This is a genomic window from Bacillus weihaiensis (assembly GCF_001889165.1).
Taxonomy (GTDB): domain Bacteria; phylum Bacillota; class Bacilli; order Bacillales; family Bacillaceae; genus Metabacillus; species Metabacillus weihaiensis.
Window position 1 is genome coordinate 2,869,029 of record NZ_CP016020.1, and the last position, 15,809, is coordinate 2,884,837.

Annotated in this window: 16 protein-coding genes; 7 read left to right on the forward strand and 9 right to left on the reverse strand. The window is 35.8% G+C overall.

The genetic code is table 11. From position 1 onward, the window contains the following. Positions 1–167: 167 nt before the first annotated feature. Positions 168–1,883 carry an ABC transporter ATP-binding protein gene (locus tag A9C19_RS13800; protein WP_072580486.1) on the reverse strand — a complete coding sequence of 572 codons (1,716 nt, stop codon included), beginning with the start codon at positions 1,881–1,883 and terminating at the stop codon, positions 168–170. Between the two features lie 119 nt (positions 1,884–2,002). Between A9C19_RS13800 and A9C19_RS13805 the strand changes: the two genes are divergently transcribed. The 3 genes from A9C19_RS13805 to A9C19_RS13815 all read left to right on the forward strand — a co-directional run bounded on the left by A9C19_RS13805 (position 2,003) and on the right by A9C19_RS13815 (position 4,084). Then, the gene (locus A9C19_RS13805; protein WP_072580487.1) at positions 2,003–3,076 is read left to right on the forward strand and encodes a lactonase family protein; all 1,074 of its coding nucleotides are present in this window, start codon (positions 2,003–2,005) and stop codon (positions 3,074–3,076) included. Positions 3,077–3,381: 305 nt separating this feature from the next. Further along, positions 3,382–3,858 (forward strand): DUF2975 domain-containing protein, encoded by a 477-nt coding sequence (locus tag A9C19_RS13810; protein WP_072580488.1) that lies wholly within the window; start codon positions 3,382–3,384, stop codon positions 3,856–3,858. Positions 3,859–3,868: 10 nt separating this feature from the next. After that, positions 3,869–4,084: a helix-turn-helix domain-containing protein gene (locus tag A9C19_RS13815; protein WP_072580489.1), complete on the forward strand. Its 216-nt coding sequence runs from the start codon at positions 3,869–3,871 to the stop codon at positions 4,082–4,084. Positions 4,085–4,270: 186 nt separating this feature from the next. Here A9C19_RS13815 and A9C19_RS13820 read toward each other — a convergent pair whose 3' ends face one another. From A9C19_RS13820 to A9C19_RS13835, 4 genes are all read right to left on the reverse strand, one after another. Next, positions 4,271–5,827 carry a glycosyltransferase family 2 protein gene (locus A9C19_RS13820; protein WP_338022830.1) on the reverse strand — a complete coding sequence of 519 codons (1,557 nt, stop codon included), beginning with the start codon at positions 5,825–5,827 and terminating at the stop codon, positions 4,271–4,273. Between the two features lie 447 nt (positions 5,828–6,274). Further along, positions 6,275–6,667 carry a VOC family protein gene (locus A9C19_RS13825; RefSeq protein WP_072580490.1) on the reverse strand — a complete coding sequence of 131 codons (393 nt, stop codon included), beginning with the start codon at positions 6,665–6,667 and terminating at the stop codon, positions 6,275–6,277. A gap of 13 nt (positions 6,668–6,680) precedes the next feature. Further along, on the reverse strand, positions 6,681–6,935 hold the full coding sequence (locus tag A9C19_RS13830) for a DUF3949 domain-containing protein (RefSeq protein ID WP_233499182.1): 255 nt from the start codon (positions 6,933–6,935) through the stop codon (positions 6,681–6,683). Positions 6,936–6,949: 14 nt separating this feature from the next. Continuing rightward, complete coding sequence (locus A9C19_RS13835) at positions 6,950–7,315, reverse strand: DUF2500 domain-containing protein (RefSeq protein WP_072580491.1); 366 nt, start codon at positions 7,313–7,315, stop codon at positions 6,950–6,952. Between the two features lie 207 nt (positions 7,316–7,522). On the opposite strand from A9C19_RS13835, the gene A9C19_RS13840 reads away from it, so the two are divergent. After that, positions 7,523–8,782: an MDR family MFS transporter gene (locus tag A9C19_RS13840; RefSeq protein WP_072580492.1), complete on the forward strand. Its 1,260-nt coding sequence runs from the start codon at positions 7,523–7,525 to the stop codon at positions 8,780–8,782. 144 nt (positions 8,783–8,926) lie between these two features. On the opposite strand, the gene A9C19_RS13845 is transcribed toward A9C19_RS13840, so the two are convergent. Beyond that, a complete protein-coding gene (locus tag A9C19_RS13845) occupies positions 8,927–9,391 on the reverse strand; it encodes a hypothetical protein (protein WP_072580493.1) in 465 nt (154 codons plus the stop codon). A 199-nt stretch (positions 9,392–9,590) separates the two neighbouring features. Here A9C19_RS13845 and A9C19_RS13850 point away from each other — a divergent pair, with 199 nt between their 5' ends. From A9C19_RS13850 to A9C19_RS13860, 3 genes are all read left to right on the forward strand, one after another. Then, positions 9,591–10,058 carry a YndM family protein gene (locus tag A9C19_RS13850; protein WP_072580494.1) on the forward strand — a complete coding sequence of 156 codons (468 nt, stop codon included), beginning with the start codon at positions 9,591–9,593 and terminating at the stop codon, positions 10,056–10,058. Between the two features lie 252 nt (positions 10,059–10,310). After that, positions 10,311–11,153, forward strand: coding sequence for a DUF4097 family beta strand repeat-containing protein (locus tag A9C19_RS13855; RefSeq protein ID WP_072580495.1), 843 nt, complete (start codon positions 10,311–10,313; stop codon positions 11,151–11,153). Between the two features lie 332 nt (positions 11,154–11,485). Next, positions 11,486–12,031 (forward strand): DUF3231 family protein, encoded by a 546-nt coding sequence (locus A9C19_RS13860; RefSeq protein ID WP_072580496.1) that lies wholly within the window; start codon positions 11,486–11,488, stop codon positions 12,029–12,031. A gap of 958 nt (positions 12,032–12,989) precedes the next feature. On the opposite strand, the gene A9C19_RS13865 is transcribed toward A9C19_RS13860, so the two are convergent. The 3 genes from A9C19_RS13865 to A9C19_RS22530 form a co-directional block, all read right to left on the reverse strand. Then, positions 12,990–13,460, reverse strand: a complete 471-nt coding sequence (locus A9C19_RS13865) for a hypothetical protein (protein ID WP_072580497.1) — start codon at positions 13,458–13,460, stop codon at positions 12,990–12,992. Between the two features lie 60 nt (positions 13,461–13,520). Continuing rightward, complete coding sequence (locus tag A9C19_RS13870) at positions 13,521–14,804, reverse strand: DUF2254 domain-containing protein (protein WP_072580498.1); 1,284 nt, start codon at positions 14,802–14,804, stop codon at positions 13,521–13,523. A 579-nt stretch (positions 14,805–15,383) separates the two neighbouring features. After that, entirely contained in the window at positions 15,384–15,602 is a 219-nt protein-coding gene (locus tag A9C19_RS22530; RefSeq protein WP_158515094.1) for a hypothetical protein, read from the reverse strand. Between the last annotated feature and the right edge of the window lie 207 nt (positions 15,603–15,809).

The following is a 15,809-nucleotide window of genomic DNA, read 5'->3' on the forward strand; positions in this document are numbered from 1 at the left end:
TAATTGCAAAAAGACTGTGATACCAAGGTTTTGTTGGTTTACCTGTTATGTAATCGCCATCATGTGACTAAAAGATTTTTGCTACATGCAACTAGTTTTCATCCTCGCTCATCATTAGCATGACCAAAAAAATAAGGACCTACCAAATGGTAAGCCCTAAAAGTACACTATTTTTGAAATTGAACTTTATGCAGGTTAGCAAAAATACCGCCCATTTCAATCAATTCATCATGCTTTCCTTCTTCCGCTATTCCATTCTCTGTCACCACGACAATGCGATCTGCATTTCGTATTGTCGCTAGTCTGTGAGCGATGACAAGAGTTGTACGATTCTTAGAGAGCTCAGTTAATGCTTGTTGTATGATCATCTCTGTTTCGGTGTCTAAGGCTGAAGTAGCTTCATCTAAGATTAAGATTGGTGGGTTTTTCAAGAACATTCTAGCAATCGCAATACGTTGCTTTTGACCTCCAGAAAGCTTCAAGCCTCTTTCACCAATTTGTGTCTCATATCCATGTGGCAAAGATTCGATTAGAGTGGTTAAATGCGCTCTTCTCGCAGCTTCTTCAATTTCTTCCTGAGAGGCATCTAGCTTCCCATATGCGATATTCTCACGGAGAGTTCCCGTAAAAAGGAAAACGTCCTGTTGAACAATTCCAATTTGTGAACGTAACGATTCTTTTGTTAAATCTCTTATGTTCATACCATCAATTTTAATCGCACCTTCATTCACATCATAAAATCTAGGAATTAACGTACAAATCGTTGTTTTCCCCGCTCCTGAAGGGCCGACAAATGCAATCGTTTCACCAGCATGTATATGTAGATTTATGCCATTTAACACAACCTTATGATCTTCATAGCCAAAAGTAACATTTTCAAATGCAATGTCACCACGTAAGGACTCTACTTCAATGGCATCCTTTACATCAACAACATCTGGCTTGCGATCAAGTAACTCGGTAAATCTTTTAAACCCAGCCATCCCTTTTGGATAAAGCTCCATAAGGGCACTAATTTTATCAATCGGTTTAAATAATACATTAATATAAAGAACAAACCCGACTAGTTCACCGTACGTAAGCTGGCCAGTATAGCTTAACCAAGCACCTACGACAAGAACTGCCAATGTTACAAAGCGTGTCATCATATAGATTCCTGATAAACTAAAGGACATCACCTTATAACCACCTAGCTTCGCTTTACGAAACTTCATATTATTTATTGAAAATCGGTCGTTTTCAAATTTTTCATTTGTAAAAGATTGGACAACACGAACTCCAGATACACTATCCTCTACACGAGAATTCACATCTGCTATTTCACCGTACATTTTTCTCCATGCTTTATTCATTTTTAAATTACTTACAACCATTAGCCACCCTAAAAACGGTAAGACGATAAGCGCAACAAGTGCTAGCTTCACGTTCACTGTAAACATTATCCAAAAAGCACCAACAAAGGTCATAATCGCAATAAATAAATCCTCTGGACCATGGTGGGCTAACTCGCCAATATCCATTAAATCATTAGTAATTCGACTCATCACGTTCCCAGTCTTTGTATTATCAAAAAATTTAAATGATTGCTTTTGGACATGCTGAAAAAGCTGTTTCCTCATATCCGTTTCAATATTGATCCCAAGCTTATGGCCCCAATAATTGACGATAAACTGAAGAAATGTACTTAACAGGTAGATAAAAAACAACCCTAAGCTTACAGAAACAATAGCAGTCCAATTCTCCGTTGGCAAAAGAACATCAATAAACCATTGCACTGCAAGCGGAAAAGCTAATTCAAGGAGAGCAACCACAATTGCACTACTAAAATCTAAAATAAATAATTTCTTGTGTGGTACATAATAGGAAAAGAACCGCTTTAGCATTTTTTAAGTTTCTCCTTTAATAAGTGTTATAAAATATGTTTATTTTACCACCTTATATCATACTTAGATAGATAAATGTTGTTGTAGCCTACAGACAAACGATATAATGAAGGAAACGAATGCCTAGAAAGGGGATATTATACTTGTCTATATTTAAAGGATATATCGGTACATACACAAAAGGTGACAGTGAAGGAGTTTATAGCTTTACATTTGATACTGAATCTAAAAAAATTCAGCAAATAAAGCCTGTTGCAACAATAGAAAACCCTACATATGTAAACATTAGTCAGGATAACAACTATTTATATGCCGTTCTAAAGGATGGCTCCCAAGGTGGAGTCGCTACTTACTCTATTGACGAACAAACCGGCAATCTAACTGAAATCAATCGTCAATTATTAGATGGCACATCTCCATGTCATGTTAGTGTCGATGAGTCAAACACTCAAGTCGTTACAGCGAATTATCACTTAGGAACTATTGTTTCACATCTCGTTAATGAAGATTCTTCTTTAACTCCAGCACAATCTGTAAGCCAGCATATAGGAAGTGGTCCGCACGAAAGACAAGAAAAGCCACATGCTCATTACTCAGGCTTTACACTTGACGGTAGATTTGTTGTTGCCGTTGATTTAGGAACAGATCAGGTCATTACCTATAAAACGAATGACGGTAAGCTAGAAGAAGTCAGCTCACTATCCGTAAAATCCGGCAGTGGCCCAAGACACATAACATTTCATCCCAATGGAAAATACGCGTATGTAATGACAGAGCTAAGCAACGAAGTCATTTCCCTAGAATACAATTCAGAAACTGGTTCATTTACTGAGCTACAATACATAGCGACGATTCCAGCGGATTTTACTGAAAATAGCCAAGGAAGTGCCATTCACATTTCTTCTGACGGACAATTTGTTTATGCTGGAAATCGAGGTCATGATAGCATTGCGAGCTACTCAGTGAACAATGAAACTGGCGAACTTACGTTCATAGAGTATACATCGACAGAAGGACATTGGCCTCGTGATTTCGCATTAGATCCAACAGAAAACTTCTTACTTGCATCTAATCAAGAAAGCAGCAATCTTGTTCTCTTCTCAAGAGACAAAAAAACAGGTAAATTAACTTTACTAGATTCTTCTATTACTGTTCCAGACCCTGTTTGCATTAAGTTTTTACACGTTAAATAAGGATATTTGAAAGCTCGCTTTTTCTAATGCGAGCTTTTTTGGGTTTTCGAAAATTTTAAGTGCCGGATTTCAGCCTGTGTACAGGCTTTTTCTCACTGTATTGGACGATAAGCTTTTTTCTCCCTTGCTTATTAGCGATTTTCATGTAAATAAGCTATATGTTCTTAAATGCCTATAGAGTAGCAACAAAGTTTTAGAAAACACCTAACCAAACGAGTATTTTTTTGTAAAATTTATTGAAAAACAATAAATTATGACGTAAACTTTCTTAAGAGAACACGATAAACTAGAACGAGGTGAAAAGCTTGAACAATGTTTCTTCCATTTTCTTGAGAGTTGCGATTTGTATGATAGGAATAATCGTTTTATTCTTATGTTTCTTTTGGCTTCCCTGGCAAGCCCGTGTTTTAGCAGAGGTATATCCTGAATATGCTCATTTACAATACCCGCTACTCATCGGAATCTATATGACAGCACTCCCCTTCTTCTATGCTCTTTATTCTGCTTTAAAGCTCTTACATTACATTGATAAAGACACAGCGTTTTCCTCTTTATCCGTAAAGGAATTAAAGACGATAAAGCTTTGTGCCCTATTGATTTGTGTCTTGTATATCATTGGGTTCTTTTACTTAAGTTCTCAGCAGGCAGGTAACCCAGTGACCTTTATACTTGGAATTTTTATCCCTTTTGTCTCAGCATGCATCGCTATTTTTGCGGCTCTTTTACAAAAGCTATTACAAAAAGCGATTGATCTAAAATCTGAGAATGACTTAACAGTGTAAGGAGAATTAAATGGCGATTATTATTCATATTGACGTCATGTTGGCGAAACGAAAAATGAGTGTTACAGAACTAACTGAACAAGTTGGAATTACTATGGCGAATCTGTCTATCTTAAAAAACGGGAAAGCGAAGGCCGTTCGTTTTTCCACCTTAGAAGCCATATGTAAAGCTTTAGATTGCCAACCAGGTGATATTTTGGAATATGTCCCCGATGATAAGGAGTAAGAGGGTAGCGATCTTAAAGATTGCTGGAGCTGGAAACTCGAAGTACTAATTACCAGTTGGTGAAGTACACGAAATAAAGCTAAAGAATGTCAACTCTTTAGCTTTTTTATTCGATTTGTAAGTTATTAGTCGGTCTCCTAAGCGATAGCTTTAGAAAGTTGTATTATCAAGCAGCTCTGACTCCTTTTACGCACTATAGTTCGCACGTAACGTCCATATTTGGTAAACCATTTGCAGAGTAGCAAATACTGTTATATAAGTTAAGACTGTCCATCCCATTATTAAATACGGTTGAGTGGCCATTTGCATGGTACTGCTCGTTAAAAAATCTTGATAATAAATACACAAAAATACAACTGACATAGTGATAATAGTTAAAATAAGAAGAAGATGTACAATTTTACTCCTTGTTATACCTGCTTCTGCCTTGTATTGGTTCGCCCATCCATCTTTTTTTGTAGCGGAAAAACGATCTAGCCACACATGCACAAACGTAACCAAATTTACCCATAAATATATTTCTGGACTGATAAGCAGCGCTGCCAACAAAACGTCGATTGGCCGATTCATTGGAGTCTTTATCGCTAATATAGTATTTAATATGGAAGCAACAACAATCGGAGTTAACCAAATCCAAGACCATTGAAATTGATCTGTGGCTATCGACACTACTAATAAAAGAAGAAATAAGACCCTGATTAGTAAGTTCATCATGGATTTCAGCTGAGATCTCCAAATCTTTCCTAAATGCTTTGTTTTTACACCGATATCTTTACTTGTCAACAAACCAACTGTTCCAGATTGCCACTTATTCCGCTGCTGTCTAAATGTATGATAACTCCTCATCGAATCGACAAAACAACGCGCTTTCGGACTAATGAGCGTTTTCCAATTTGATTTTTGGAGCTGCCATGTAAGCAACATATCCTCAACATCACTTTCATCCTGCCACGGTCCATCTAATTTATTTTCATCTACTATATTTTGGAGAGCTTCAGGTCGAAACAACGTCGCTTGACCACCTAATACGTACGTACTACCACCATTGTATTGAAGATCAAGCAGCCAGCTTGCCATATCTTGTTTTTGCTGATGTGTCCACCAACGTGCCAAAAAGCCTCCATACTCACCACTTGCAAGCTTTTCTTCATAGTGCACATCATCTTTTGATAAGGTGCTTTTCTTCTTTGGCATCCGCATCGTGTACTTAGCCATAACGCCACCGATATTTCGAGCACTCATGAGCCCTTCCCACATATACATAAGAGCTTTAGGAGCTAATCGACTATCAGCATCCATTCCTAATATCGCTTTAATCGACTGCTTGTATATCTTCTGATAAGGGGTAAGATCTTCAAAATAAATATCAAGATGATCACCATAAATATTTTTCCAAGCGTGGTTCAAAGCACCTACTTTCCGTTGTTTATTATTCTTGGTTTTTAGCACATATAAATTCAAGTTAAACTCTGCCCCAGCGTCCAATGCCTTTTCGGCCGTGTTGTCTGAGCAATTATCAGCTATGACAAATACATCAAGCTCTACCCCTTCTGGCAACTTTTGATCCCCAATGCCTGCTAAACAATCTCTTATTGACTTTTCTTCATTGTGTGCAGGTATGAAAGCTACAATTCTTGGTTTCATATACGTGTTTTTCACATTAGAACTATGCTCTATTGTCTGAGATAGTAACATATTTTGACTATGCCAATCCAACCGTCGATTGCTTTCTGGCACTCGCATGCAGTCTCTCCCTTCAATAGTGAAATGTAGTATCCAATATAAAGCCAAAGGGAAAAAGGAACCATAGATGAGGATAAATTAAAAACAACTCTGATAAAAGCTCTATTGTTTATATTGTTATTTATGAGTCTATTGGCTCAAATATGTTCACTATATAGTTTGGAGGTATATTTTTTATACTTTTGGAATATTATGGGTTGTTTTTGGAGTATCAAAACAGAAGAAACGGTTTAGGAGGGTAATGAGGTAAAACAATTGTACTAGCTATCTACGATATGCTAAGGAGCTTTACTCACCCATTATTGCTATCAGATTTTAATGAAGAAGATTTTTGCACGCGATATACCAAGGTAAGCGAGCAAAAGAAATACTCTTCTCCTTGTGCAGAGAGAACAACCTTAGGAGAAGAATCAAAAAAGAGGAAGATCATTATATCTCCCCTTTACATTACTTTAACTGTGCTTGATTAACATTCATTTCAATTAAATTTCGATCAGGATCCATACAGAAAATCTGAGCAAATCCACTCTTACTCCTTGGGTTCTCCTTAATCTTGACTCCCTTTTCCTTTAAATAAGCTAATGCCTGATCATAATCCTTTACACGAATAGCCAAATGACCTTCTCGTGAATTAAGCTCGTCCGACTGTCTAATCGTTTGCGCATCTTCGTATTGAATAAGGTGTACTTGCTGGTGACCAATTTGATACCAGGCACCCGGAAAGCCGAAATTTGGTCGGACAATTTCTTGAAACCCTAATATGTCACCATAAAAATTCTTTGATTTTTCAAGATTTGTTACAGCTAAGCTAACATGATGAATTCCTCTATACTCGATCAAACCGAATCACTCCTTATCTATGTTTAATACGGATGAGGATACTCGCTAGAATATTTGCCAGTAAGAATAATGGGTTTCCTTGCGCGTTTTCATGCAGGAATAAATCCCCAGTATTCATTTTATCATACATGTCGCCTTGAGTTTTACCTGCTTGCTTATTAACCATTTCCTTTTCCCTTAAAGCGCTTAAATACTTATACTGTACAGGAAGTAGCGCTAAGGAAAGAAGGAGATAAACACCTATCATTCCAAGGAAAATCTTCAACACTTCATTCCAGCTCCTTATTCAACAATTTGTCTCTCGAATTCTACATAGCGTGTACCTTGAAACGTAAGAATTCCCACGTCCCCTTCAGCCAGCTGACCGAATTCTTTTCCAGACACTTTTAATTCACTTCGATCACCACTTGAAAATTCAAATGTTACATAGTAAGACGTTGAAGAATGATGATTTTGCCCAGCAGATCTTACTTTTGTTCTCTTAGCTTTTACTTCAGCAGGTACAGAAAGTCTAGGTGACTGTTCATTTTTAGTGTATTCCTTTACCCCTCTAGCAACGTTGAAGATAATAACACTAACGATAAAAATAAAGATAAGTCCAATAAATAAAGATGCAAATGATGGTTCCATAAAAAACGGATCGTACATTATAGTCCCTCCTCCTTATTTAATACGTTCGGAAAGTTCAGTAAGTTTCACTAAATTGAAATTTTGTGATCTCACATTCTACGTTTGTTACCTTGTTAAAGGCTACCTCTAAACCTCGTATACCTCAAAGCTCACTATCTATAAATTATCGTTTATTTTTCTATTTTTTACCAGTATAATACAAGAAGGAGAAAGAAGGGAGACAAGATGAAATTTAACGATTTGCACCCAAATATTAAGATACGAATCATGACAGAGTTCTTCACCGATATTACACAAATGGCAATACTTCCGTTCATGGCCATCTATTTCAGTAGCTATGTTGGGGCTGGATTGGCTGGTATCCTCTTAATGATTAATATCTTACTTTCTATTATGGTTGGTCTATATTCAGGTTTTCTTGCTGACCGAATTGGAAGAAAGAAAATGCTTATTAGTGCGCAAGCTATACAAATTTTTGCCTTATTGGTCATGACGGTTGTAAATTCACCTTGGTTAACATCAGTCTGGATCACATATGCAATGTTTATTGTAAGTAATATAAGCTCAAGTCTGATTGGACCCGCAGCTAGTGCCATGATTATTGACGTTAGCACAGAAAAAGAACGTCCATACATATATGGTTTAGGCTATTGGACTGGCAACATTGCCATTGCCTTAGGAGCATTACTTGGTGGGTTATTCTTTGAAAAGTATAAAATGATGTTATTTGTCATGTTTTTATTTGTAAGCATCGTAACCCTTTTCATCATTATTTTCTTTATTAAAGAAACATTTACTTTTACACGAGATAAAAGTGAAACAAAGCCTTCTATTAAAACTGGCTTAATTCGTAATTATCTTAATGTGTTAAACGATAGAGGCTTCATGCTTTTTATTGTCGCAACCATTTGTATTATGTCCCTTGAATTTCAACTCGATAAGTATGTAGCAGTACGATTAAAAGAACAATTTGAAGCTGAGCTTTTCACTTTTACAATCACAGGTGTCAATATGTTTAGTATCATTATGCTCATTAATACAATCACCATTGTTTTCGCCACACTTCAGCTCTCAAAATGGCTAGGGCAATTTAATGCTAAAAAAGTCTTAACAATTGGACTCCTTATTTATTCCATTAGTTTTACATCTTTTGCTTATAGTAATTCTTTTTCTTTGCTCATACTCGCTGCCTTTTTCTTTACGTTTGGTGAGCTCATGTATTCCCCGATCCGGCAAACAATCTTAGCTAGCATTGTAAATGAACAGAGACGAGCTTCTTATATGGCAGTTGATAATCTTGCCTACCATGTAGCAACTTTAATCGGAAGTATTGGTCTTTCCTTAGGCGCACTATTACCCTCTGAAGGAATGGCTCTTCTATATTTAGGATTAGGTTTGTGTGGACTCGTTTGTTATCGTATAGCTTTGTCAATGAAGGAAGAAAAGGAAGTACGTGTTGATACTCAAAAAGAAAGTGTCTTATGATAAAAAAACCAGTGAAAAGGTAACATTGCGTTAAGTGTTACCTTTCTACTGGCTTTATACCTTCATATTATTGGGCATGGAAAGGGTAGAGTAAAAAAATGTAGGATACCGCACATAAATATAATCCCTTTTATGGCATATACGTTACACTTTAACTGGTTCAAGGTACTCTGATATTATTTTTACATTTTCTAGATTTTTTCCGTAATCAACCATGGTTGTAATGACAAACGGTTTGCTTACAATAGTGACTAACGTTCTTTCATTCTCAATGGATGATACCGTCATTTTGATTACTTCTCCCCATGTTCTTATGTTTATCCCTGTTCTCACTAAAATAAAGCCCTCTTCAAGGTTCTCTTCCTTTACTTTCGCTTTATGCAAATACATGACTGATTCCTTACATAATTGATACGTTTTTTCATAAGAGAATGGCATTTCAATCGTTGACTGTTGCTTTACCGTACTATTTTTCTCCAGGCTTTTATTCTTTCTAAAATAACGGTCCATGATTGTCATCACGAGTGCCATAACCCCTCCAAATGCAATTCCTCCAATAAGATTCTCTTTTACGAGAAATGAACCAAATAAAAGGTTAGATTGCACCATCATGAGAAGTCCGAAAGGTATAGACATACATAAAAAAATTCGAATAAATTAATTCATAACACTTTTTCTCCTTTTCCTTACTCCCTTACATTCTACCATTCCTTGCTAATTATTTGTCACTTTCTGTTAATAAATTTTAACCCATACTTGTATGGATTAGAAGATTTTGATTCAAACTAAACGGAAGGAGGTATTGTGTATGAGACATTCTACAGTATTAGTTATAAAATTCATTACTTGTCTTATTGCATTTGCAATTGGTTTAGATTTATTTTTTAACGCAACATTTATTGAAATTCTTTCCTTTAGTTTATTCGTCACGTTTGCTACATACCTTGTGGGCGAGCTCGTCATATTACCACAGCTAGGTAGACGTGCCGCTGCCGTTGTTGATTTCTTTCTCACCTACTTAAGTGTTTGGGTATTCGGGAGTATTCTATTTGAAAGCTATTTACAAGTGGCTTGGGGGAGTATTATTTCCGCTACGCTCATTACAGTAGGTGAAATCGTTGTCCATCTTTTAATAGAGGAAAGAGGACCTGCTACACGTTATTTTGAAAACCACCACGCTCCAGTAAAGCCTCATTTAGCTTTTGGAACTGAATTTGCAGAAGATGAAAATGTGAGAAATTCAATAAAAAACTCTTCAAATCAAGGAAAGAAATAAGCGAAATGGGACACATTTTCCAGTGTGTCCTATTTTTATGTTAGATTATTTAGATAGTGCTATCCAAGATATATACAAAGAAATATCCTCACCATTCACACGTAAGAGCTGCGGAATTAAACAGATTTTAAATAGATTTACATCCAACTACGTCTTAAGTCTTACGATGAAATAAAGCTTGTGATCATTGTGAAGAACGCTCCAAACAATTATGATGGGAATAGATACATTGTTCGTATAGGAGGAATAAGAATGAAAAAGTGGCTTTTTGTTTTATTTTTTGGAGGTGGACTTCTTTTCTTAATGCTTTCATATCAATCATGGCCAGTTTTTGGAGAACAGGAAACAGAAGCTAAGCTGTCTGAGGCTATTGAGCTTATTGATATTGACATATCTGGGGCAAGTACAACCATTTTGCCAACAAATCAAGATTCACTTTCAGCTGAGCTAGATGGGAAAGGCAAAGTATCTTTTCAGGAAGATAAAGATTCTATTAAAATAGAATTCAAAGACGATAGATGGTTTAATTTTCTACATCTTTTTGGGAAAAGTCACCTTACTATTTATTTGCCAGAAAAATATCATAATGACCTGTCCCTTGAAATTGGCTCAGGTAGTGTCAAAATGAATGAAAGTGAAGTAGAACTCAAAACACTTGAAGTAGAAGTTAGCTCAGGCCATATCGAATTAGCACACCTGAAAGCAGATACATTTCACGTAGCCGGATCATCAGGCAATATACAAGTTGACAATGTGGCAACAGAAATCGGCACAATCGAAATGAAATCTGGTAATGTAGATGTGAAAGACTATTCAGGCGGACTCATTGCTGATCTCTCTTCTGGCAAGTTGGAGGTTGAGTTTACTTCACTTACAGATGATATTGAATTAGGAGTAAAATCTGGATATGCACTCATGGACCTCCCACAACATGCTAACTTTACGATTGATGCAGAAATTGGCAGTGGAACTATAACAACAAACTTCGATCTTACAGATTCAAAAGAAGATAAACATTCTTTTCGGGGAACTCATGGATCGGGAGAGCACGAAATAAAGGTAGATGTTTCGAGTGGAACAGTGAAAATACAATAATTAGCTAGAAGTCACACCACTTGCATCAGATAGAAATTGATGATTAAAGATACCCCTTTGTCTCATTTTGAACGCGGGGGTATTTTCGTGTCTCCACTTACCTGACTTTTCTTATGTTTAAGTATTTTAGCTCGATAATGCTGAAACCTAGTCTAGATAAATTAAACCCAACTATAGCTAGTCAGTAGGAACTTATTACACTTATTAGTCTATTTCTTCTCTCACTTTTTCAAAAAAAATACTTTTTAAAAAATATGCATAACATTCTACATATTTCCCTCTACTACTGGACATGCTACATCTATCATTCATGTCGATTGGAGGAAATTTGTATGACAAGTGCGTTCGAAGCAATAACAGCTGTATTTAAGACATACATAGACAACGAACCGAAACCCCCGTTACATGTAGGGGAAGTAATGGATTTATGGACTGCGTATACAGCTTTCCAAGAAGCTCAATCCCTTTATCAAGTAGGGCTTAATACGACGACAAACTCTGATTTAGTTCATATTTTACAAAAAGCACTAGAAGGTAGCTCATCCGATACAAAAAATATAGAAACGTTACTTAAAAATGAAGGTATTCCTTTGCCTAGGGCTAATCCCAGTAAACCAACTACAAAGCCACAGGCTGTTCCAGAAGGTGTTAAGTTAACTGATGATGAGATATCAAATTTAGTTTCGGTAAAAATAGCGACAGCCATTACATTTTGTGCTCAAGCAGGAAGCAAATCTATTCGAACAGATGTTGGAATGCTCTTTTTCTCTATGCAATTAGGCTTAATTAAATTTGCTTTACCCTTAAAAAATGTCATGAAGGAACACGGTTGGCTTAGAGTGCCACCAGCTTTTCAATCAGCAGGATCACCTGAGTAAGTGTTTTAAACAACTACTCAGGCTTTTTGTATTAGTAAGGTTATTTGAAGGATTTCCCTTAATTGAACCCATAGAGCCCCAAAGCTTTCAACACGCAAAAAAGAGGACCTCCCAAAAATGTCGATATAAGTTATTACCACACAAACTTTTGAGACGTGAGGAAGATTCCTATGACTACTATACGACAAGGCAGCCTGTTAGCCTACCAGAGTGAATTGATTTAGAACCTCACCAAATATGTGAAGCTATTTTTTCAGCTATCGATCTTGATTAAATATGATTAGCTGATACTTACTGCTATGATCTCTCCTTTGCTAGTAGAATTATTGAATGGGTTCTATTTAATAAAAACCTAGTAAAGCGAATAAAGAACGCTATCGTATTCCGTCTTGATTGCAGCTTTTTGGTTGATCGTATCAACTTCATGTTAAATCAATCACAAGCTGCTGAAGATATAATAATTCGAGTGCTTTTCAAAGATATTAATCCCTGATAAATAGATTCTTTTAATGAGAACGACTTAAGGGTAAATGGAGGAGAATTGTGAGACTTTCCGCGAAAGGTGTGGGACAGGTAAGACTTCAAGGGCGTTTATTCCCGAAGGAGGAACACCGCCCTCCCTACAGAAAGTAAATACCGTGTTTCAAAACGGAAAAAAGAACACCTGGTATAAAATTAGAGATTCTCTAAGTCAAATATCTGATAGAGAATGCAGTGCTTTAAGAAACCTTTGCGTATTATAGTGAGAAACATACATAGGCAATTTTCGAAGATTAGGTCAAAATACGGCTGTAGATGATCTGTCAATGACTATATGTTCAAGCCTTTACTGGACCTTCTGAATCTACAGGTGTCCCCCTGTTTTGGATTCTTTCTGCGACCATTGCAGGATGTTTTAACTCATATGAAATAGTCACCTTTAAAAATCATATATGTATCCACTACTGTCTCACCGTTTTCAAAAATAGTCCTCCTTCCTTTGCCTTTCTTGCATATATTGAAACCCATAGAGAAGTAGCGATTTTATAAAAAAGAGACCTGAAAGCTGTACTCTTGTAAGTCTAACTAACGAAGCAATACCTAATCTTTGCAAACTGTTAGTTAGTACATAAGTAAACAAGGAATCAAGAATAGTATTGATAAGGAGGTATATATAAAATTTCCCATATGTGAATTTTAGTATCCACATAGAGCCAATAAAAAAAGGACCTACTATAAAGGGGGTATTCCCACCTATTTTAGGATGGATTTTCTCATAAAACCACCACCAACGTCTTTTTTCTGCTAGCATATCCTCTAGTTTTACTACTGTTGTAATGAAAATACTTGCAGGTAAAAAGCGAATAAACGATTTTTTCCCAAGCAAGGGAATAGTTAGCCACGGAATGATCATCAACAGAAACAAGAGAAATTTACGATTTCTTATCATTTCCTAACACCTCCACGTTAGGAATATGTTATCCTATTCCATGTAGAAATATCCATTATTTTACTTAATTACATTCTCTTGTAATCTTTTTTTACGAATCTGTACTAGCTGCTGATCAATGGTAGGAAATGATTGAAGATCTATTTTTTCTTCTATATACTCACTAAATTCTAGACATTTGTGAATAATTGATTGTTTGTTGCCTACAGTTACATCAAATAGTGCATCATATAAAGCAATAACTATTGAAATGTCTTCCCTACCATAATGGCAAATTTGATAAAAAGAAGATCTTATTAACTCGTCAAATGAACGTTGAGGTAGTCTTAATCTAACGATTCCTTTTTCATCATGGTAAACAAGATAAGGACTATCCATTTTACTAGCAGCCTTCAAGCATAGTCCTAAATGTTTTATACAGTCAATCGCCGTATTCGGATCATTAATACCAGGTGAAATGGCACGTAATGCAACCTCTGAAAGCTTTAATAAACCAAATTGTATATCCTGCATCGTCGTTCGCTCGTTCCCTACTGTTATTGCTTCCTCCACTTGAGGGATATGATCTTCCTCCTGTGAGTAAATCGTACACCAGCATGTTCCTTCCGATAAAAAACTACCGATAGGATGATGTACATCTATTACACACTCCTTCTCACACGCAAATTCATATAACCCTTTAGCATTTAAAAGTTGAATATATCCAAACTCCTTATTAACTACTTTAAATCCTGGACTATATAATGTATAAGGAACAAGGGTTGAGCTTAGCTTTATGTAATCATTTTTTTCGATATTCTTCTCCTTCTTAGAGATCGTCTCTAAGACATCCGTTGAAAGCTTCTCAATTAATTTACTAACTCTTACTGATGATGCAACATGGTGAATAAAATAAGCAAATAGACCTACGCATATACTGGCAACCAAAACACTAATTGAAGTTGCCAAAATGTAGCTTTTGGAATCTTTACTCATAAGCAATAATGCAAAAATAGAATAAACAAATCCTCCGATGAAAATTCCTAAAACACGCATTGTTACAGAATCCTTAATGAAATTTTGCAAGGTTCTAGGAGAGAACTGTGATGAATACGTCGTCAGAACGACCATAATTGTAGAGAAAGTAATGGTTGTCATCGTTAAAAGTGAGCCAGCTATAGTTGATATAATTGTTTTCGCTAGGCTATTGTCAATTGATAAAAATTCGCTTATAAAGCTATTATCCATATCAATGGTCTGATCGGCCCATGAAACAAACATTGCCAATATAATGGCACTAATGGAAAAAAGCGCAGGTAAGAGCCATACACTATTTTTTATCGTAAAAAACAATCGATTAATCACAATATACCCCCATATTATTTTTACAGTGATTTTTCCCCTGTTCTCCCTTCAATAAACAAGACCTTTCCTTTACCTTTAATGCCGAGCAATAGTACGATAAAAGAATAAAGTTACTCTACATCCCTCTATTGGTTCCGATGGCTCGAATAGGAAAGAATGTGGAGTTTGAAAAACGAGTAGAAATAATGGCTATTTTAGCCTATCAAAATACAAATTATACAGGAGTTGAGATGTTGAAAGTCCATAAAAAATAACCTCAACTTACGAGGTTATCTTTTGGGGTAATCTTTTAACCTTTATGTTGATTGGTAGCACAGATGATGCTATTAAAGGTAAGGCTTACACTCGAAAGGGAATGGCAAAAGAATGAACTCCATCATTGGAAGTTAATATGCTAGATGGAACAACCATCTATTAAGTGATTAAAAAGGTCATCTATCATTTTTTTGCCTTCATTTCGATATTCTATATTCTCTTTCCTAATAAAACTACTATATACCGTTTAAGAAAAAGCATAAAAAGAGAAGAGCGTATTTCATTCTCTTCTCTTTCATATCGATTTAGTAACCGCTTTCACATTTATTTAGATTTAATAGTATTTGTGACCGCAATCACACTTCTTAGATTTTTCCCAATCATGTTTACTTTTATATCCATGATTATGTTTTTTATATTTCTTATAATCGTAGTCGTATTTATCGTAATGTTTTTTGTCATCGTAATCATGCTTTTTAAAGTCAATCTCACAATCGTACTTTTTATAGCCCCAACAATAACACTTACCATAGCTTTTGTCATAATGCTTCTTCTTTCCCATAACCAAACAGCTCCTTTATTGGCTTTGATAAACCTTACTTCTGGTTTTAAAAGTCAAAATAGGATGTAAGAAAGAACATGGAGTATCCTGTTTAGTAAAGTTTATCTTTGCCGATTTTTTTAAAGAAAGAAATTGGCGAAATTTACTAGGCCTGCAGCAATTCCTTTCTTTGCTATTACTATATGTAA

Excerpts from the sequence above, each read along its gene's own strand:
- A9C19_RS13800 (WP_072580486.1), bottom strand. The coding sequence starts at position 1,883 with ATGCTAAAGCGGTTCTTTTCCTATTATGTACCACACAAGAAATTATTT.
- A9C19_RS13805 (WP_072580487.1), top strand. The coding sequence starts at position 2,003 with ATGCCTAGAAAGGGGATATTATACTTGTCTATATTTAAAGGATATATC.
- A9C19_RS13815 (WP_072580489.1), top strand. The coding sequence starts at position 3,869 with ATGGCGATTATTATTCATATTGACGTCATGTTGGCGAAACGAAAAATG.
- A9C19_RS13820 (WP_338022830.1), bottom strand. The coding sequence starts at position 5,827 with ATGCGAGTGCCAGAAAGCAATCGACGGTTGGATTGGCATAGTCAAAAT.
- A9C19_RS13835 (WP_072580491.1), bottom strand. The coding sequence starts at position 7,315 with ATGTACGATCCGTTTTTTATGGAACCATCATTTGCATCTTTATTTATT.
- A9C19_RS13840 (WP_072580492.1), top strand. The coding sequence starts at position 7,523 with ATGAAATTTAACGATTTGCACCCAAATATTAAGATACGAATCATGACA.
- A9C19_RS13845 (WP_072580493.1), bottom strand. The coding sequence starts at position 9,391 with ATGGTGCAATCTAACCTTTTATTTGGTTCATTTCTCGTAAAAGAGAAT.
- A9C19_RS13850 (WP_072580494.1), top strand. The coding sequence starts at position 9,591 with ATGAGACATTCTACAGTATTAGTTATAAAATTCATTACTTGTCTTATT.
- A9C19_RS13855 (WP_072580495.1), top strand. The coding sequence starts at position 10,311 with ATGAAAAAGTGGCTTTTTGTTTTATTTTTTGGAGGTGGACTTCTTTTC.
- A9C19_RS13860 (WP_072580496.1), top strand. The coding sequence starts at position 11,486 with ATGACAAGTGCGTTCGAAGCAATAACAGCTGTATTTAAGACATACATA.
- A9C19_RS13865 (WP_072580497.1), bottom strand. The coding sequence starts at position 13,460 with ATGATAAGAAATCGTAAATTTCTCTTGTTTCTGTTGATGATCATTCCG.
- A9C19_RS22530 (WP_158515094.1), bottom strand. The coding sequence starts at position 15,602 with ATGACAAAAGCTATGGTAAGTGTTATTGTTGGGGCTATAAAAAGTACG.